Annotated in this window: 18 protein-coding genes; 11 read left to right on the top strand and 7 right to left on the bottom strand. The window is 68.7% G+C overall.

Going from position 1 to position 18,519, the window contains the following annotated elements:
• The first annotated feature begins 172 nt into the window (after positions 1-172).
• Positions 173-1,735: a class I adenylate-forming enzyme family protein gene (locus tag ACWMMN_RS13600; protein ID WP_486422755.1), complete on the top strand. Its 1,563-nt coding sequence runs from the start codon at positions 173-175 to the stop codon at positions 1,733-1,735.
• A gap of 77 nt (positions 1,736-1,812) precedes the next feature.
• On the opposite strand, the gene xerD is transcribed toward ACWMMN_RS13600, so the two are convergent.
• The 3 genes from xerD to queG form a co-directional block, all read right to left on the bottom strand.
• Entirely contained in the window at positions 1,813-2,763 is a 951-nt protein-coding gene (gene xerD, locus ACWMMN_RS13605) for a site-specific tyrosine recombinase XerD (RefSeq protein WP_059233367.1), read from the bottom strand.
• Positions 2,763-3,230: a methylated-DNA--[protein]-cysteine S-methyltransferase gene (locus ACWMMN_RS13610; protein WP_059233366.1), complete on the bottom strand. Its 468-nt coding sequence runs from the start codon at positions 3,228-3,230 to the stop codon at positions 2,763-2,765. The genes xerD and ACWMMN_RS13610 overlap by 1 nt, the downstream gene beginning before the upstream one ends.
• Before the next feature lie 64 nt (positions 3,231-3,294).
• A complete protein-coding gene (gene queG, locus ACWMMN_RS13615; protein WP_174994277.1) occupies positions 3,295-4,530 on the bottom strand; it encodes a tRNA epoxyqueuosine(34) reductase QueG in 1,236 nt (411 codons plus the stop codon).
• Positions 4,531-4,547: 17 nt separating this feature from the next.
• Between queG and tsaE the strand changes: the two genes are divergently transcribed.
• Positions 4,548-5,102, top strand: coding sequence for a tRNA (adenosine(37)-N6)-threonylcarbamoyltransferase complex ATPase subunit type 1 TsaE (gene tsaE, locus ACWMMN_RS13620; protein WP_059233364.1), 555 nt, complete (start codon positions 4,548-4,550; stop codon positions 5,100-5,102).
• Positions 5,084-6,610, top strand: coding sequence for an N-acetylmuramoyl-L-alanine amidase (locus ACWMMN_RS13625; RefSeq protein WP_059233363.1), 1,527 nt, complete (start codon positions 5,084-5,086; stop codon positions 6,608-6,610). Before tsaE ends, ACWMMN_RS13625 begins: the two co-directional genes overlap by 19 nt.
• Positions 6,611-6,655: 45 nt before the next feature.
• On the opposite strand, the gene ACWMMN_RS13630 is transcribed toward ACWMMN_RS13625, so the two are convergent.
• Complete coding sequence (locus tag ACWMMN_RS13630; protein ID WP_174994297.1) at positions 6,656-7,534, bottom strand: EamA family transporter; 879 nt, start codon at positions 7,532-7,534, stop codon at positions 6,656-6,658.
• A gap of 228 nt (positions 7,535-7,762) precedes the next feature.
• On the opposite strand from ACWMMN_RS13630, the gene ACWMMN_RS13635 reads away from it, so the two are divergent.
• Together ACWMMN_RS13635 and trxA are read left to right on the top strand one after the other, a co-directional pair.
• Positions 7,763-8,644 (top strand): pirin family protein, encoded by an 882-nt coding sequence (locus ACWMMN_RS13635; RefSeq protein WP_340624401.1) that lies wholly within the window; start codon positions 7,763-7,765, stop codon positions 8,642-8,644.
• A gap of 52 nt (positions 8,645-8,696) precedes the next feature.
• Complete coding sequence (trxA, locus tag ACWMMN_RS13640) at positions 8,697-9,545, top strand: thioredoxin (RefSeq protein ID WP_174994279.1); 849 nt, start codon at positions 8,697-8,699, stop codon at positions 9,543-9,545.
• Positions 9,546-9,648: 103 nt separating this feature from the next.
• Here trxA and ACWMMN_RS13645 read toward each other — a convergent pair whose 3' ends face one another.
• Positions 9,649-10,506 (bottom strand): tRNA threonylcarbamoyladenosine dehydratase, encoded by an 858-nt coding sequence (locus tag ACWMMN_RS13645; RefSeq protein WP_059233359.1) that lies wholly within the window; start codon positions 10,504-10,506, stop codon positions 9,649-9,651.
• Positions 10,507-10,634: 128 nt separating this feature from the next.
• Between ACWMMN_RS13645 and pdxH the strand changes: the two genes are divergently transcribed.
• The 3 genes from pdxH (at position 10,635) to ACWMMN_RS13660 (ending at position 13,937) form a co-directional block, all read left to right on the top strand.
• Positions 10,635-11,279 carry a pyridoxamine 5'-phosphate oxidase gene (gene pdxH, locus ACWMMN_RS13650; RefSeq protein ID WP_059233358.1) on the top strand — a complete coding sequence of 215 codons (645 nt, stop codon included), beginning with the start codon at positions 10,635-10,637 and terminating at the stop codon, positions 11,277-11,279.
• 121 nt (positions 11,280-11,400) lie between these two features.
• Positions 11,401-12,621: an SAM-dependent methyltransferase gene (locus ACWMMN_RS13655; RefSeq protein WP_059233357.1), complete on the top strand. Its 1,221-nt coding sequence runs from the start codon at positions 11,401-11,403 to the stop codon at positions 12,619-12,621.
• Between the two features lie 23 nt (positions 12,622-12,644).
• Positions 12,645-13,937 carry a DUF72 domain-containing protein gene (locus tag ACWMMN_RS13660; protein WP_486422756.1) on the top strand — a complete coding sequence of 431 codons (1,293 nt, stop codon included), beginning with the start codon at positions 12,645-12,647 and terminating at the stop codon, positions 13,935-13,937.
• A gap of 34 nt (positions 13,938-13,971) precedes the next feature.
• Here ACWMMN_RS13660 and msrA read toward each other — a convergent pair whose 3' ends face one another.
• Positions 13,972-14,532, bottom strand: coding sequence for a peptide-methionine (S)-S-oxide reductase MsrA (gene msrA, locus ACWMMN_RS13665; RefSeq protein ID WP_059233355.1), 561 nt, complete (start codon positions 14,530-14,532; stop codon positions 13,972-13,974).
• Positions 14,533-15,110: 578 nt separating this feature from the next.
• Here msrA and ACWMMN_RS13670 point away from each other — a divergent pair.
• The 3 genes from ACWMMN_RS13670 (at position 15,111) to ACWMMN_RS13680 (ending at position 17,990) form a co-directional block, all read left to right on the top strand.
• On the top strand, positions 15,111-16,517 hold the full coding sequence (locus ACWMMN_RS13670; protein ID WP_486422757.1) for a selenium-binding protein SBP56-related protein: 1,407 nt from the start codon (positions 15,111-15,113) through the stop codon (positions 16,515-16,517).
• Complete coding sequence (locus tag ACWMMN_RS13675) at positions 16,514-17,179, top strand: hypothetical protein (protein ID WP_059233352.1); 666 nt, start codon at positions 16,514-16,516, stop codon at positions 17,177-17,179. The genes ACWMMN_RS13670 and ACWMMN_RS13675 overlap by 4 nt, the downstream gene beginning before the upstream one ends.
• Positions 17,180-17,480: 301 nt before the next feature.
• A complete protein-coding gene (locus ACWMMN_RS13680) occupies positions 17,481-17,990 on the top strand; it encodes a flavin reductase family protein (protein WP_059233351.1) in 510 nt (169 codons plus the stop codon).
• Here ACWMMN_RS13680 and ACWMMN_RS13685 read toward each other — a convergent pair.
• The gene (locus ACWMMN_RS13685) at positions 17,977-18,477 is read right to left on the bottom strand and encodes an Lrp/AsnC family transcriptional regulator (protein ID WP_006477992.1); all 501 of its coding nucleotides are present in this window, start codon (positions 18,475-18,477) and stop codon (positions 17,977-17,979) included. The genes ACWMMN_RS13680 and ACWMMN_RS13685 overlap by 14 nt on opposite strands.
• Positions 18,478-18,519: the final 42 nt, after the last annotated feature.

Consider the following 18,519-nt stretch of genomic DNA (forward strand, 5'->3'; position numbering starts at 1 on the left):
CCGTTTTCCGCCGGACGGCCGCCTGAGCCGCCGCCCCGATTCCGCCCGCCATCATTGCGGACATCGCGAAGGGCTATTGCCCGATTGGCCGATTGTCGCGCGCGCGACGTCATGGCACGATCGTTCGCAAACAACGTCGCGCCGCCGCCCGGCGCCCTTTTCTGGAGACGCCATGTCCTCGCCCATTCGTTCGTCCGAGTCGCTCGACGTCGACGCCCTGCTCGCCGCGCTGCCGCGCCGCATCGCCGACGTGCCCGCGCGCTGGGCCGCACAGGCGCCCGCGCACCCGGCGCTGATCGAAGACGCGCGCCGCCTGACGTACGGCGAGCTGGCGCAGGCCGTCGATGCGGCGGCCGCGCGGCTCGCGAGCCTCGGCGTGCAAGGCGGCGACCGCGTCATGATCGTCGCGGAAAACTGCGTCGCGCAGATCGTGCTGCTGTTCGCGGTGGCCCGCCTCGACGCGTGGGCGCTCGTGTCGAACGCACGGCTGTCCGCCGGCGAACTCGATGCGATCGCCGCGCATGCGCGCCCGAAGCTGGCCGCATTCGCGACGGACGCATCGCCCGACGCGCGCGCGCATGCCGCGCGGCTCGGCGCGACACCCGCCGGCGCGCTGCCGGTCGACATCGGCGCGTGGTCGTATTGCATCGACGCGAGCGCGCCCGCCGAACCGGTCACGGCAGACGGCGCCACACAATGCGCGGCGCTGATCTACACGACCGGCACGACGGGCGCACCGAAAGGCGTGATGCTGTCGCACCGCAACCTGCTGTTCATCGCCGCAACGTCGAGCACGCTGCGCCGCGTGTCGCCCGACGACGTCGTCTACACGGTGCTGCCCGTGTCGCACGTGTACGGGCTCGCGTCGGTCTGCCTCGGCAGCCTGTACGCAGGCGCGACGCTGCGGCTCGCGCCGCGCTTCTCGCCGGAGGCCGTGCGCGTCGCGCTCGCCGACGAAGGCGTGACGATCTTCCAGGGCGTGCCCGCGATGCACGCGAAGCTGCTCGAGCACCTGCACACGCACGGCCACACGTGGCATGCGCCGCGCCTGCGCTTCGCGTATTCGGGCGGCTCGCCGCTCGACGCGAACCTGAAGGCGCGCGTCGAGCGTCAGTACGGCGTGCCGCTGCACAACGGCTACGGGATGACCGAAAGCAGCCCGACGATCACGCAGACGCCGCTCGACGCGCCGCGTGCCGACAGTTCGGTCGGCGTGTCGATTCCGGGCGTCGACATGCGGATCGTCGCGCCTGACGGCACCGACGTGGCGCCGGGCGACGTCGGCGAGATCCGCGTGCGCGGGCCGAACGTGATGCTCGGCTACTACCGCAACGCGGACGCGACGCGCGCCGCCGTGTCGCCGGACGGCTGGCTGAGCACCGGCGATCTCGCGCGGCAGGAGCCGGACGGCGCGGTGACGATCGCCGGCCGCAGCAAGGAACTGATCATCCGGTCGGGCTTCAACGTGTATCCGGTCGAGGTCGAGCAAGTGCTGAATGCGCATCCGGACGTCGTGCAGGCGGCCGTGATCGGCCGCGCGGTCGAGGGCAACGAGGAAGTGCTCGCGTTCGTCGAGCTGGTGCCGGGCGCGACCGCGGACGAAGCCGCGTTGCACGCGTGGTGCGCGGAGCGGCTCACGCCTTACAAGCGCCCTGCGTACATCCGCGTGCTCGATGCGCTGCCGGCCGCATCGACCGGCAAAGTGCTGAAGCACAAGCTGCGCGAGCTGGTCTGACGCCGGCCGCTGCGCGCCTGCGTACGCGTCGAGCGCGTACCGGCGCCCGCGCGGCGCCGGTACGCGCGCCCCGCGTACTAACCGCGCGGGTGGTGCTGCGCGTGCAGCGTCTTCAGCCGCTCGCGCGCGACGTGCGTATAGATCTGCGTGGTCGAGATGTCGCTGTGGCCGAGCAGCAGCTGCACGACGCGCAGGTCGGCGCCGTGGTTCAGCAGGTGTGTCGCGAATGCATGCCGCAGCGTATGCGGCGACAGGTGCGCGCGCACGTCGGCCTGCTGCGCGTGACGCTTGATGATGTTCCAGAACTGCTGGCGCGTCATCCCGTCGCCGCGCGCGGTCACGAACAGCGCGTCGGCCGCGCGCGCGCCGAGCAATGCCGGCCGTGCACCGCGCAGGTAGCGCTCGATCCAGCCGTGCGCCACTTCGCCGAACGGCACGAGCCGCTCCTTCGAGCCCTTGCCCATCACGCGCACGACGCCTTCGTTCAGGCCGACCTCGACCGTCTTCAGCGTCACGAGCTCGCTCACGCGCAGCCCGCTCGCGTACATCAGCTCGAGCATCGTGCGGTCGCGCAGGCCGAGCGGCGTGCCGACGTCGGGTGCGCCGAGCAGCGCCTCGACCTGCGCCTCCGACAACGTCGACGGGAACCGCGCCGCCTGTTTCGCGGACGTGATCCGCAGTGTCGGGTCGGCGCTCGCGCGATGCTCGCGCACGGCCCAGCCGTAATAGCGACGGAACACCGACAGCCGCCGGTTCGACGACGTCGCCTTGCCGTCGCTGCGCGCGGCGATGTAGCCCGTCACCATCGCTTCGTCGGCCGCATCGAGCGGCGCATCGTGCGTCTCGGCCAGCCATTGGGAAAACAGCACCAGATCGCGCCGGTACGCGTCGAGCGTGTTGCGCGCGAGCCCGTGCTCGAGCCACAGCGCATCGCAAAACTCGTCGATCGACGCGCGGCTCGCGAGCAGCGCGGGTGACGCCGCGGCGGCATCGCCGTCGGCTTCGGGGGAAATCATGGGTTCACTCATCAGTACGGCACGCCTTCGTGCGCCAGCAGCCAGCGCTTCACTTTCTGGTAATAGCCGTTGTCGTCGTGGTTCGCGAAGCCGCCGAGGCCGCCCGCCGCGACGACGCGATGGCACGGAATCACGAGCGGGAAGTAGTTCGCGCCGCACGCCTGGCCGACCGCGCGCGGTGCGCTGCCGATCCGCTTCGCGACCTGGCCGTAGGTCAGCACGGTGCCGGGCGGGATATCGCTGATCACGTCCCACACGCGGTGCTGGAATGCGCTGCCGACTTCCGCGAGCGGCAGGTCGAAGCGCGCCGACGCACGCTCGAAATAACGCTCGATCTGCTTGACCGCGCGCTTCGCGAGCGCCGAATCCGGATCGACCGACTTCACCGATTCGGGCAGATAGACGATCTCGCGCACCACCGCGGCATCCGTACGGATGCCGACCTTGCCGAACGGCGCGTCGATGACTGCGTTGAACATTGCCTTCTCCTGACCGGGGGATGCGCGCGGCCCCGCCACGCGCCGACGACACTTTACGCCGCCTTCACGCAGCACGCAGCGCCCATTCGACATGCTCGCGCACAACCGGCGACGGGTCGTCGGCCCGCGCGCGCAACGCGGCGACGATCGCGTCGCGCGCCGGCGGCGCGAGCCGGTCCGGACCCACGCGCAGCGCATTGCCGAGCCCGACCGCGAGATTGCGCAGCCAGCTTTCGTAGCCGATGCGCCGGATCGCGCTGCCCTGCATCCGCGTGTCGAATGTGTCGGCATCCCATGCAAACAGATCGACGAGCGTCGCGCGGTCGAGACCGTGCCGCACGTCGAAATCGGCGACGGGCGCGGCCTGCGCGAACTTGTTCCACGGACACACGAGCTGGCAGTCGTCGCAGCCGTACACGCGATTGCCGATCATCGGCCGCAACGCTTCGGGGATGCTGCCTTTCAGTTCGATCGTCAGATACGAGATGCAGCGGCGCGCGTCGACGCGGTACGGCTCGACGATCGCACCGGTCGGGCACGCGTCGATGCAGCGCGTACAACTGCCGCAGTGCGCGCCGGGCGTCTCGGGTGCGGTGTCAGGCGACGTGTGCGCGTCGGCCGGCAACGGCAGGTCGACGTAGATCTCGCCGAGGAAGAACAGCGAACCGGCATCGCGCTGCAACAGCAGCGTGTGCTTGCCGCGCCAGCCGACGCCCGCCTTCTGCGCGAGTTCGACCTCGAGCACGGGCGCCGAATCCGTGAACACGCGGTAGCCGAATGCGCCGATCTCGCCCTCGATGCGCTCCGCGAGCGTCTGCAACCGGTTGCGCAGCACCTTGTGATAGTCGCGGCCACGCGCATAGATCGACACGACGGCCGCCTGCGGATCGTCGAGCCGCGCCCGTTCGCGTGCGCGCCAATCGTGCGGCACGAGCGCGCCGGGCTCGCCGCCCGGTGCATCGCCGGCGAGCGTTTGGGCCGGCAAATAGGCGAGCCGCACGGAAATCACGCGTCGCGTACCGGCCACAAGTTCGGCCGGACGCGCGCGTTTCATCCCATGTTTCGCCATATAATCCATTTCGCCGTGGTATCCGGCTTCCAGCCAGGCGGCGAGGCCTGCTTCGGCATCCGAGAGATCGGTATCGCTGATGCCGATCGCCCCGAAACCCAATTCGCGCCCCCACGCCCTGATGCGAGCGGCAAGCGCAGTCAACGCCGCATCATCGAGCGCGCACGGCGCCGCGCCTTCGGCTTGAGTCGAAGGCCTGTCGGATGCGGCGAGTTCCGGTAATCGGTTCATCGCACTATTTTACGAGAATGCCAGCCACGTCCAGCCAATCGCCTCATGACGCCATGCTGCCCGCCCCGCTCGCGGAGCGCGTGATCGCGCTCGCCGACGAAGCGGCGACCGAGGCCTTCGGCACCCGCTTCGCGCACGCGCTCGACGCGGCGCGCATCGAACTCGACCGCGCGCATGCGTTCGACGGGCTGCAAATCCAGCTGGTCGGCGATCTCGGCGCAGGCAAGACGACCCTCGTGCGCGCGATCCTGCGCGGCCTCGGCCACCCGGGACGCGTGCGCAGCCCAACCTATACGCTCGTCGAGCCATACGCGCTCGAACGCGACGATGGGGAACTCGAGGTCTATCACTTCGATCTGTATCGATTCAACGATCCGGCCGAATGGTCCGATGCAGGCTTTCGCGAATATTTCAATTCCAGCGCGATCTGCCTCGTCGAATGGCCGCAACAGGCGGGCACCCTGCTCGGCGTGCCCGATCTGGTTTTCTCGCTCGACGTGGATGGCGACGGCCGCGCCCTCACCGTCCGGGCGTATAGCGCTTCAGGAAAGGCATGTCTCGAAAGATGTTGATCAAACCGTTCCGCTCGATCGAATCGGCGGCCACCGCGACGCACAACTGGCGCCGCCGCCAGATTCTGTGCGCGGGCGCGTCGACGCTGGTGCTCGGTCTCGTCGCGCCGCGGCTCGCGCACGCGTCGTCGGTGCTCGGCGTGCGCGTGTGGCCCGCGCGCGATTACACGCGCGTCACGATCGAATCCGACCAGCCGCTGCAGAATAGCCAACAGCTGCTGCAGGGTCCCGACCGCCTCGTCGTCGACCTGACCGGCCTCGACCTCGACCAGGCGCTGCGCGACCTCGTGTCGAAGATCGCGCCGAACGATCCGCAGATCCAGTCGGTGCGCGTCGGCCAGTATCAGCCGCACGTCGTGCGGATGGTGTTCGACCTGAAAGGCTCGGTGAAGCCGCAGGTGTTCACGCTGCCGCCCGTCGGCACCTACAAGTACCGGCTCGTGTTCGACCTGTATCCGGCCGTGGCGCCCGATCCGCTGTCCGACCTGATCGCGCAGACGGAACGCAAGGAGCAGGCGCTCAACGATACGGCGCGCGCGCAGCAGATGCAGCCGCCGACCACGCTGGCCGGCCCGGGCACGCCGCCGCCCGGCGCGGGCGACAACAGCGACGCGTTCTTCCAGCGTTTCGCGCAGAACACGCCGGCCACGCCGCACACGCCGCCGGCGGCCGGCACGCCTTCGACGCCCGCGAAGCCGGCCGTCAAGCCGCCGCCCGTCATCGCGCGCCGCGACGACAGCGACGACGACGGCGACACCTACAAGTTCACCGCGCCGAAATCCGGCAAGGGCAGCACCGTGCGCCTGCTGACGGTCGCGATCGATCCGGGCCACGGCGGCGAGGATCCGGGCGCGATCGGCGGCGGCGGCACCTACGAGAAGCACATCGCGCTCGACATCGCGAAGAAGCTGCGCGCGAAGATCGACGGCGCGCCGAACATGCGCGCGATGATGACGCGCGACGCCGACTTCTTCGTGCCGCTGAACGTGCGCGTGCAGAAGGCGCGCCGCGTCGGCGCCGACCTGTTCGTGTCGATCCACGCGGACGCGTTCACGACGCCGTCCGCGCGCGGGTCGTCGGTGTTCGCGCTGTCCGACCACGGCGCAACGAGTGCCGCGGCGCGCTGGATGGCGAACAAGGAGAATTCGTCCGACCTGATCGGCGGTATCAACATCAAGACGGCGGACGCGGCCGTGAACCGCGCGCTGTTCGACATGTCGACGACCGCGCAGATCCGCGACTCGCTGCGCTACGGCAACTACGTGCTGAAGGAAGTCGGCGGCATCAACAAGCTGCACAAGGGCTCGGTCGAGCAGGCCGGGTTCGCGGTGCTGAAGGCGCCCGACATTCCGTCGATCCTCGTCGAGACCGCGTTCATCAGCAACCCGGACGAAGAGCGCCGGCTCAACGACGACAGCTATCGCGACGAGATGGCCGACGCGATCTTCCGCGGCATCAAGCGTTACTTCTCCGCGAATCCGCCGCTCGCGAAGAACCGGATGGCCTGACGGCCGCCCGTTCCCTGCCGCCGGCACGCGCTGCGTGCCGGCGCGTCACGACGCCGCGAAGCGGCGCACCAGTTTCCCGCCGAACACGTTCACCGCGAGCCCGCCCATCACGAGCGCGGTGCCGATCAGTTGCGTGCGCGTCAGATGTTCGTCGAGCAGCAGCGCCGACGACGCGAGCCCGACGACCGGCACCAGCAGCGAGAACTGCGCGACCTGCGCGGCCGGGTAGCGCGACAGCAGCCGGCTCCACAGCCCGTAGCCAAGCAGCGTCGCGACGAACGCGAGATAGACGACCGCGAAGATCGACGCGCCGTTGAGCCCGGCGAGCGCGGTCGCGATGCGCTGCGGCCCTTCGAACCACAGCGACAGCAGGAAGAACGGCACGGGCGGCACGAGGCTCGCCCACACGACGAGCGACACGAGATTCGCCTTCCCGACCTTCTTCGTGACGATATTGCCGAACGCCCACATCGCGGCCGAGCAGATCGTCAGCAGGAAGCCCGCGAGCGTCATCGCGCGGCCGCCCTGCGCGGCGATCACGACGAGGCCGCCCGCGGCGATCGCGAGCCCGATCAGGTTCTGCACGTGCAGCCGCTCGCCGAGGAACAGCATCGCGAACACGAGCGTGAAGAACGCCTGCGACTGCAGCACGAGCGACGCGAGGCCGGCCGGCATGCCGACGTACATGCCGGTGAACAGGAACACGAACTGGCCGAGCTGGATCGTCGCGCCGTACAGCACCAGCAGGCGCCACGGAATCTGCGGCCGGCGCACGAAGAACACGGCGGGCACGGCCGCGAGCGTGAAGCGCAGCGCGCCGAGCAGCATCGGCGGCATGCCATGCAGGCCGACCTTGATCACGACGAAGTTCACGCCCCACGCCAGGATCACGACCAGCGCGAGCAGCAAGTCCTTCGGGGCCATCATCGGCGTCTCCTCGATTCGAATCATTGTGCCAGGCCCCCACCCTGTCGCTTCGCGCCAGGCACTCCGAGGGGGTCAGGAAAACTTGGGGCGGCCCAGCGTTTTCCCGAGAAGCGCGTCAGTCTACCGGGTTTCGCCGGGGGCCCGATACCCGCGCGGCGCGCATGGAATCGGCGGCGGTCGGCCAGTACAATGACCGGCATCCCCTGCCGCCCCACTGGAGCCGCCATGACCGACTCGATCAAAGCCCTGCTGAAGCCGCACGTGCGCGACATCGGCAACCTGCAGGTACGCCGCACGCTGCCCGCGCTCGCCGCACGTCTCGTCGGCCCGTTCATCTTCTTCGATCACATGGGCCCCGCTACGCTGCCGGCCGGCACAGGGCTCGACGTGCGCCCGCATCCGCACATCGGGCTCGCGACCGTCACCTACCTGTTCGACGGCGCGATCCTGCACCGCGACAGCCTCGGCTCGCTGCAGGCCATCGTGCCGGGCGACGTGAACTGGATGACGGCCGGCCGCGGGATCGTCCACTCCGAACGCACGCCCGACGCGCAGCGCGCCAGCGGCCATACCGTGCACGGGATCCAGACCTGGGTCGCGCTGCCGCAAGCGCACGAGACGACCGAGCCGTCGTTCGAGCACCATCCGGCCGACACGCTGCCGAAGCGCAACGAAGACGGCGTATCGCTGACGGTGATCGCGGGCGACGCGTTCGGGCTGCGCTCGCCCGTCACGACGTTCTCGCGCACGCTGTACGTCGCGGCCGACTTCGCGGCCGGCGGCCGGCTCGAACTCGACGCGTCGCACGAGGAGCGCGCGGTCTACGTGGTCGACGGCGAGCTTGCGATCGACGGCACGCCGGTGCCGGCCGAACAGATGGCCGTGCTCGCACCGGGCGCGACGGTCACGCTGACGAGCGGCAGCGGCGCACGCGCGATGCTGCTCGGCGGCGACAAGATCGACGGCGAACGCTTCATCGAATGGAATTTCGTCGCCAGCAGCCGCGACGCGATCGAGCGCGCGAAAGCGGCCTGGACGCGCCAGGAAATGGGCAAGGTGCCGGGCGAGACCGAGTGGATCCCGCTGCCCGAGTCGAAACCGCGTTGAAAAAGGGGCGCACCGCCCCCATCCTGACGATATTCGAACCGAAGAGAACGACATGGACACCACGCTTGCCACTTTCGAGAAAGACGTCATCGAGGCGTCGCTGGACACGCCCGTGCTGGTCGACTTCTGGGCGCCGTGGTGCGGCCCCTGCAAGACGCTCGGCCCGCTGCTGGAAAAGCTCGAAGCCGACTACGAAGGCCGCTGGAAGCTCGTGAAGGTCAACGTCGACGAGAACCAGGAACTTGCCGCGCACTTCCAGACGCGCAGCATCCCGCACGTGATCGCATTCGCCGACGGGCGCCCGGTCGACCAGTTCGTCGGCGTGCTGCCCGAAGGCCAGTTGCGCGCGTTCCTCGACCGGCTGCTGCCGGCGCCCGAGGAAGCCGAGCGCCGCGCCGCGCAGTACGCGATGGCCGAGCAGCGCTTCGACGATGCGCTCACGCACCTCGAAGCGGCGCTCGCGCTGAACCCCGGTTTCGACGACGCACGCCTCGACCTGATTGAACTGCTGCTCGCGAGCAACCAGGTCGATGCCGCCCGTGCGGAGACCGAACGCCTGTCGCCGCAGACCGTGCAAAACGGCGATCCGCGCTACCAGGCGATCAAGACCCGTTTCGACGCGCTCGAGGCCACGGCCGACCTGCCGCCGACCGACGCGCTCGAAGCACGCATCGCGGCGAACCCGGCCGATCTCGACGCGCGCTTCGACCTCGCGCAGAGCCTGATCGCGCGGCGCGCGTACGAAGGTGCGGTGGAGCAGTTGCTGGAAATCGTCACGCGCGACCGCGCGTACGGCGACGATCTCGGCCGCCGCACGCTGATCTCGGTGTTCGAACTGGCCGGCGATCGCCCGGACCTCGTCGCCGGGTGGCGACGCAAGCTGAGCATGGCGCTCAACTGACGCGCGGCACGCCGGGCCGCAATGGCCCGGCCGGGCCGCCGTCTCGCTTGCGGCGCACTACCCGCGCCGCAGCCTCATCCCGCTACGCCCGCGCGGCGCGGGCTCAGCCGGCCGCCTGCGCCGCGATCGCGCGCAGCGCATGCGCGGCGGCCGCGAACCCGAAGCTCGCGGTCACGCACACGCTCGAACCGAATCCCGCACAGTTGAGCCCCGCGACATGCGCCGCGGCGGACGGCTCCGCACCGTCCTCGATGTCGCACGCGGCGGCTTCCGGATAGATCAGCGGCTCGTCCGAATACACGGCGCTGACCTTGAAGCGCGCCTTCGGCCCGCGCGGAAAGCCGTGCTGCTTGCGCAACTGCGCGCGCACCTTCGACAGCAGCGGATCCTGGATCGTCAGCGCGAGATCGTCGATGCGGATGCGCGTCGGGTCGAGCTGCCCGCCCGCGCCGCCGACGACGACGAGCGGCTGCCGCTTCGCGACGCACCACGCGATCAGCGCGACCTTCGTGCGCACACTGTCGATCGCGTCGATCACGTAGTCGAAGCCGCCGCCGAGCAGCGCGTCGAAGTTGTCGGGTTCGACGAAATCCTCGATCCGGTTCACGCGGCACGCGGGATCGATCAGCGCGATCCGCTCGGCCATCGCGTCGACCTTCGGCTTGCCGTAATTGCCGTCGAGCGCGTGGATCTGCCGGTTCGTATTGCTTTCCGCGACGTTGTCGAGATCGATCAGCGTCAGCGTGCCGACCGCGTTGCGCGCAAGCGCCTCGGCCACCCACGACCCGACGCCGCCGATCCCGATCACCGCGACGTGCGCACGCTCGAACGCGGCGGCGGCCGGCGCGCCGTACAGGCGCGCGACGCCGCCGAAGCGCCGGGCGCGATCCACGTCAAGCTGGATTTCCGGGGTCGGGGTAAGATCAGAAGAACTGGGCGGGGAAGCTTCGGCAGCGGACATGGCAGCAAGGAAAACGTAAGTCGTGCAGCCCTCTATTTTGCCTGAACTCCCCGCTCGCACGCGCCACTGTGCACGCACGATTCTCGCGCGTTCGCTATACTGGCCCCAGATTGAAGCGTTTGCATAACATGACGACTCTCGCCGATCTCCGCATCAACTATTCACGTGCTTCGCTCGACGAAGCCGATGCCGCCCCCGACCCCCTCGCCCAGTTCGATCGCTGGTTCAAGGAGGCGCTCGCCGCCAAACTGCCCGAGCCGAACACGATGACGCTCGCGACCGTCGGCGCCGACGGCCGGCCTTCGGCACGGATCGTACTCATCAAGGGCGTCGACGAACGCGGGTTCGTCTTCTTCACCAATTACGAAAGCCGCAAGGGGCACGACCTCGCCGTGCATCCGCAAGCCGCGCTGCTGTTCTACTGGATCGAGCTCGAGCGCCAGGTGCGCATCGAAGGCCGGATCGAGAAAACCAGCGCCGAAGAAAGCGACCGCTATTTCGCGTCGCGCCCGCTCGGCTCGCGCATCGGCGCGTGGGCATCGGAGCAGAGCGCCGTGATCGACAGCCGCGCGACGCTCGAAGCGCGCGAAAAGGCCATCAGCGAACGCTACGGCGACAACCCGCCGCGCCCGCCGCACTGGGGCGGCTACCGCCTCGTCCCCGACGCGATCGAGTTCTGGCAAGGGCGCCCGTCGCGGCTGCACGACCGTCTGCTCTATACGCGCGACGCCGCGGCGTCGCCGGGCTGGACGATCTCGCGCCTGTCGCCGTAAGCGCGGCGCCGGCGCACGCCGGTCGTGTCTCGTGTTGCATCCGGGTGCCCGCTTCGCAAGCGGCGGGCGCCGGTCAAGATACTTGGCTGTATTCGATTCAACGAACAAACGGAGAATCCAAATGTTCTGGGAAAAGAAGCTGGCACAGTGGGCGGACGAAGTACGGGCGAAAGCGAACATACCGGCGCGCCTCGTGCTGTGGAACGGCGATCAACTCGATTTCGGCACCTTCAGCGCACCGCAGGTCACGCTGAAGGTGAACAGCGCGTCGGCGTTGCCGCTGCTGCTCGATCCGAGCCTCGACAATCTCGGCGAAGCGTACGTGAAGGGCAAGATCGACATCGAAGGCAGGCTGTCGGACATCATCAACATCAGCTACTCGCTCGCGCGCAGCACGGTAACGAGCGCGAGCAAGCTGGCGCGCGTGAAGCGCTACTTCAATCACTCGAAGAGCACCGACAAGAAGGCGATCCAGTATCACTACGACGTCTCGAACGAGTTCTACCGGCTGTGGCTCGACGAGAACATGGTGTACTCGTGCGCGTACTTCGAGAACGGTGACGAGGATCTCGCCACCGCGCAGATCAAGAAAATCGATCACATCCTGACGAAGATCCGGCTCGAGCCCGGCCAGCGCCTGCTCGACATCGGCTGCGGCTGGGGTGCGCTCGTGCTGCGCGCCGCGCAGAAGTTCGGCGCGACGTGTCTCGGCGTGACACTGTCGCAGAACCAGTTCGACCTCGCGACCGCGCGCGTGAAGGCCGCGGGGCTCGAAGACAAGATCGAGATCCGCCTGCAGGATTACCGCGAGATCGACGGCCAGTTCGACCGCATCACGAGCGTCGGGATGTTCGAGCACGTCGGCCGCAAGAACCTGCCGCTCTACTTCTCGCGCGTGCATGACCTGCTCGCCGACGACGGCATCGCGATGAACCACGGGATCACGTCGACCGATGCGGAAAGCGGCGAAACGGCGCTCGGCGGCGGCGAATTCATCGACCGCTACGTGTTCCCGGACGGTGAGCTGCCGCACATCAGCCTCGCGCTCGAAGCGGCGCAGCGCGGCGGACTCGAGGCGGTTGACGTCGAAAGCCTGCGGCGGCACTATGCGCGCACGCTCGAGATCTGGACGGAGAACTTCGAGGCGAAGGCCGACCAGGCGAAAGCCCTCGTCGACGACGAAAAATTCCGCATCTGGCGCGTATATCTTGCCGGCTGCGCGTATGCATTCGAGCACGACGACGTGTCGATCTTCCAGATCGTGTGCCGCAAGGCCGGACGCAGCGCGAAAACGCTGCCGTGGTCGCGGCGCTATATGTACGAACACGCGCTGCCGCGCTAGGCGGCGCTTCACGCTGGGCATGCATGGGTGACGGCAGGACGCGGCGCAAGGCGCCGCCGGAACGACAGCGGCGCGACGATGCGGACGAGTCGCACGCCGACGGGCAATTCGACCTGTTCGGCGTGCCGGCGGATGGCGCACGCGCGTCGCCGGCGCCGGCGGACGATGGCCGCCCCGCCGGCCCCGATGAGCACGTAACACCGCACGGGCAGGACGATCCGCGGCCTGCCCCTACTCCCCCGCGCCCTGTCGACGACGAACCGGCACCTGCCTCCGGCCTGCTGTGGGACGAGCCGTCGCCGCCCGTCGCGCCGCCGAAGAAAGGCCGGCGCAAGCGCGGCGTGCTGCCCGCGCCGATCGCGGCGGACGTCGCCGACGCCGCGGCCGGCCTGCCGCCGAACGTCCGGCTCGGCACGTCGTCGTGGTATTTCCCCGGCTGGAACGGCATCGTCTACGACGGCGATTTCGCGCAGACGAAGCTGTCGCGCGAAGGGCTCGAAGCATACGGCGCGCATCCGCTGCTGAGGAGCGTGAGCCTCGACCGGTCGTTCTACGGCCCGCTGTCGGTGGCCGACTACCTGCGCTACGCGCAGCAGGTGCCCGACGATTTCCGCTTCGTCGTGAAGGCGCCGGCTTCGGTGACCGATGCGGTGATCCGCGGCCGCCGCGGCGAGCCGTCGGGGCCGAACCCGACCTTTCTCGACGCATCGCTCGCGACCCGCGAATTCGTGCAGCCGTGTCTCGAAGGGCTCGGCCGAAAAGCGGGCGTGCTCGTGTTCCAGTTTTCGCCGCTGCCCGATCAATTGCTTGCCGAACCGGCTGCGCTGATCGACCGGCTGACCGCGTTTTTCGCGGCGCTACCGCCGCTGCCGCCGGAAGCCGACGGCACGCGCTACGCAATCGAGATTCGCGACGCGAGCCTGCTCACGCCGCGCTTCATCCGTGCGCTCGCCGCGCTCGGCGTGCGCTACTGCGTCGGCCTGCATGCGCGGATGCCCGACCCGTTGCGCCAGGCCGCCGCGCTCGCGCTGCTCGACGGCGACGCGCCGGGGCCGCTGATCGTGCGCTGGAGCCTGCACGGCGGCTTCAAGTACGAACAGGCGAAAGCGAAATACGAGCCGTTCGACAAGCTCGTCGACGAAGATCCGGCCACGCGCTCGGCGCTCGCCGAACTGGCCGCGCGCTACGCGCTGGCCGGGCAGCCGGTGATCATCACGATCAACAACAAGGCGGAAGGCTCCGCGCCGTTGTCGTGCATCGCGCTCGCGCGCGAAATCGCCGCCGCGTGCGCGCAGTGGCGCAACGAGGCGGCGTAACGCGCGTTTCCGCCGGCTGTCGCCGGTCATGCGCTTACGCGCCGCGCAGCGACTTCAGCCGGTGCGAGAACTTCTGCCGGAACTTCGCGAGCTTCGGCCCGATCACGACCGAGCAATAGCCCTGCCCCGGGTTCTGCGCGTAATAGTTCTGGTGATAATCCTCGGCCGGCCAGTAGTTGCCGTCGAGCGGCACCACCTGCGTGACGATCGGCTGCCCGAACACCTGCTCGCGTTCCAACTCGCGGATCACGTCGAGCGCGGTGTCGCGCTGCGCATCCGAATGCGTGAACACGACCGACCGGTACTGCGTGCCGACGTCGTTGCCCTGCCGGTTCAACTGGGTCGGATCGTGCGTCGCGAAGAAGATCTCGAGAATCTCGCGATAGCCGATGCGCGCCGGATCGAACGTCACGTTGACGACTTCCGCGTGGCCCGTATCGCCTTCGCAGATGTCGCGGTAGCCGGGATTGCGCGTATGGCCGCCCGCGTAACCCGACTGGACGGCCGTCACGCCGTCGACGTCGAGAAACACGGCCTCCGTGCACCAGAAACACCCGCCTCCCAACGTCGCGGTTTCAAGCATCTCGTTCCCCATGAAATCAGTCCCTCGTTGATGACGGCAACCGCTACGCATGTACCGGCGCCGCCGTTTCGTCTCGCCGCCGCCCGCACGCGGTGCGGACGCAGCGGCACTCCGGCAAGTATCTCACTCGCGCGCGAACCTGGCAGAGCGGACAGGTGCCGCACGCGACCGTGCCGCACATTTCTCGTCTACACTTAGGCACGCGCAAGCGGCGGCAAACCCGTCGCGCCAGCCAAGCGTCCGATGCACGCCCGACCCTGATGCAAACATCATCTGCCGGAACATCGATATGCATGCCTTAGCAGACATCCCCCGCATCGCGGGCCCGGTCGCCGCCACCTCGCGCGCCGGCACCTCAATCGCACCATCGCGATGCCGCACGGCCGTCCCGCCCCGGGCACGGCGGTCCAGTACCTCGTCTTTTCCCGCTTTCACGATCTGATGCACGGCGCCGTACGCGTCGCCGACGCGTGCATCCGCCTGCCGATCGCGCCCGCCGGCGCCATCCACGCCGAACGGCACCCGCAGTCCGCACGCCCGCAACGAACGGCCGTGCGTCCACGATCCCAACCCATCGAGAGGGCATCACCATGAGCATGCGGCCTGACCCGACGTTTCACGCCTCGCCGGCGCTTGCGATGCAGGCACCCGCCGAAGAATTTGCCTATACGTTGTTGCTGAGCCCCGATTTTTCCAGACCCGACGCGCTTGCCGTGATCGACGTGAAGCCCGGTTCGCCGACTTACGGAAAGATCGTGCATACGGTAACGATGCCGAACACCGGCGACGAGTTTCACCACTTCGGCTGGAATGCGTGCTCGTCGTCGCTGTCGCCGCTGACCGGCCATGCGTTCCTCGAACGCCGCTTCCTGATCATCCCCGGCCTGCGCTCGTCGCGCATCTACGTGATCGACACGAAGCCGCATCCGACACAGGCGCGCATCCACAAGATCATCGAGCCCGACGAGATCTTCGCGAAGACCGGCTATTCGCGTCCGCACACCGTACACTGCGGCCCCGAAGGCATTTACGTGAGCACGCTCGGCGGCGCGGGCAAGGACGGCACCGACGGCGCGCCCGGCATCTTCATCATGGATTGCGAAACCTTCGACGTGCTCGGCCGCTGGGAGATCGACCGCGGCCCGCAGGACAAGCACTACGACTTCTGGTGGAACCTGCCGCGCGACTACATGGTGTCGAGCGAGTGGGCGCTGCCGCCGCAGTTCGAAAACGGGATCGTGCCGGCAGACCTGCTCGAGAACAAATACGGGCACCGGCTGCATTTCTGGGACCTGCGCGCGCGGCGCAACGTGCAGACGATCGATCTCGGCGCGCAGCACCAGATGGCGCTCGAGGTGCGGCCCGCGCACGACCCGGCGCGCGAATACGGGTTCGTCGGCGTCGTGGTCGATACGACGAATCTCGAAGGCTCGATCTGGACCTGGTGGCGCGAAGGCAGCAAGTTCCATGTGAAGAAGACCGCGACGATCCCGGCCGAGCCGGCCGCGGCCGACGAGCTACCGCCGCTGCTGAAATCGTTCGGCGCGGTGCCGCCGCTCGTGACCGACATCGACCTGTCGCTCGACGACCGCTTCCTGTACGTGTCGTGCTGGGGGACCGGCGAGATGCGCCAGTACGACGTGTCGGATCCGCACAACCCGGTGCTCGCGGGGTCGGTACGCATCGGCGGCATCGTGCGCCGTGCGCCGCACACGAACGGGCGCAGGTTCGCGGGCGGCCCGCAGATGGTCGAGATCAGCCGCGACGGCCGGCGCGTGTACTGGACCAATTCGCTGTATTCGACGTGGGACGACCAGTTCTATCCGGACGGCGTGCCGGGCGCGCAGGTGCTCGCGCATGCGGGGCCGGAAGGCGGGCTGACGCTCGCCGAAGATTACTGGGTCGAATTCCCCGACGGCTACCGTGCGCACCAGATCCGGCTCGAAGGCGGCGACTGCTCGACCGACTCGTTCTGCTATCCGTCGGTCCGGCGTTGAGCACCGGCCTGCACGCGCAGGCCGCCCTGTGGGCGGCCGTGCTCGCGAGCGGCATCTATCACGGGCTCAATCCCGCGATGGGCTGGCCGCTCGCGGTGTCGAACGCGCTGATGACGCGCCGCGGCGCCGCGCTCGTCGCGGCGCTCGGCTATCTCGCGCTCGGCCATGCGCTCGCGGTGTTCGCGGTGATGCTGCCGTTCGGGCTGCTCGCCGCGCTGCTCGCGTGGCAGTCGGCGATCCGGATCGGCGCGAGCGCGCTCGTGATCGGCTTCGGCGCCGTGCTGCTGATCCGGCGCAGGCATCCGCGCGCGCTCGCGCGGATCCCGCCCGCGCGGCTCGGCCTGTGGTCGTTCGCGGTCGCGCTCGCGCACGGCGCGGGGCTGATGCTGGTGCCGATCTATCTCGGGCTGTGCGGGCTCGACGGCGATGCCGGCCACCGCGCGGCCGCGATGCTCGTCGATGCGCATCTCGGGATGGCGCTCGTCGTCGCGGCCGTGCATGCGGCCGCGATGATCGCCGCCGGCGGCGGGCTCGCGTGGCTCGTGTACCGCTATCTCGGGCTGAAGTTCGTATCGCGAAGCTGGTTCAATCTCGATGCGGTGTGGGCATCGAGCCTGATCGTGACAGGCGCGCTGTCCCTCGGGCTGGCAGCGGCGCGCTAGCGCGGGGATCGATGGCAGGCGTGATGCGGCGCTGCCGGTTGGCGCAGCAGGCCTGCTTGAAAAACGCGACAGAACGGCGATGCCGGCCGCCCGCGATGCGCATCGAGCAGCGCGCCGCAGTGTTCGGTACGCCACCTTGCCCCCGCAATGCACCGTCCGGCCGGGCCCGGCGGCTGCGATTCCGCTAAAATCGGGCCATGCGCACCCCTTCCCAATCGACCGCCTTGTCGCCTTTCGTCCGCCGTGCCCGCCCCGTCCGCGTCGCGCCGCGCCTGCCCGTCTCGTTCCGGATGGTGGCCCGATGAGCCGCGCCAACCCGCCGGATTTCGACGCGGCCGCGTTCCGGCAGGCACTCGGCCAGTTCGCGACGGGCGTGACGGTGATCACGACGCGCGCGCCGTCCGGGCAGCTGATCGGCATCACCGCCAGCTCGTTCAACTCGGTCTCGCTCGATCCGCCGCTCGTGCTGTGGAGCCTCGCGCACAAATCGGCGTCGACGCCCGTGTTCCGCGGCAACAGCCATTACGTGGTGAACGTGCTCGCGGCGTCGCAGCTCGACCTGTGCAAGCGTTTCTCGACCTACAAGGGCGACCGCTTCGAAGGGATCGCGCATGCGGCCGGCAACTCGGGGATGCCCGTGCTCGACGGCGCGCTCGCCTGGTTCGAATGCCACAACCGCAGCCGCTACGATGAAGGCGACCACGTGATCTTCGTCGGCGAAGTCGAACGCTGCGGCGTGCGCGCGGTATCGGACACGGCCCCGCCGCTCGTCTTTCACGGCGGCGGCTTCCACGGCCTCACACCGCTTTGATCGCCCCCGTGCGCGCCAGCCCGACCGGCGCGCCCGCTTCATCCTTCAGCGTCTGCAGCACGATGTTCGAACGGATGTCCATCACCCCGGGCGCCTTGTAGAGCCGGTTCAGGACGAAATCCGAATAGTGCTTGAGGTTGTGCGCGAGCACGCGCAGCAGATAGTGGCTCTCGCCCGTCACGACGAATGCGCCGACCACCTCCGGCCATTCGCGCAGCGCTTCCGCGAAGCGCTCGTGCCATTGATTCTCTTCGTTGCGCATCGACACCTGCACGAATGCCTCGAGCTCGAAGCCGAGCTTCTCGCGGCTCAGGCACGCGCGATAGTGCTCGATCACGCCCTGCTCCTCGAGCAGGCGCATGCGGCGCAGGCAGGCGGATGGCGAAAGCGAAATGCGTTCCGCCAGGTCGAGATTGCTGATTCTGCCCTCCTCCTGCAGTACCGCCAGAATCCGGCAGTCGGTGGCATCGAGCGTGATCGCGTGCATTTTTGGTCCCCGTTTTCCCTCTGAGTCGAATTATCTGCCAAT

Source organism: Burkholderia cepacia complex sp. TUM26381, assembly GCF_057439935.1.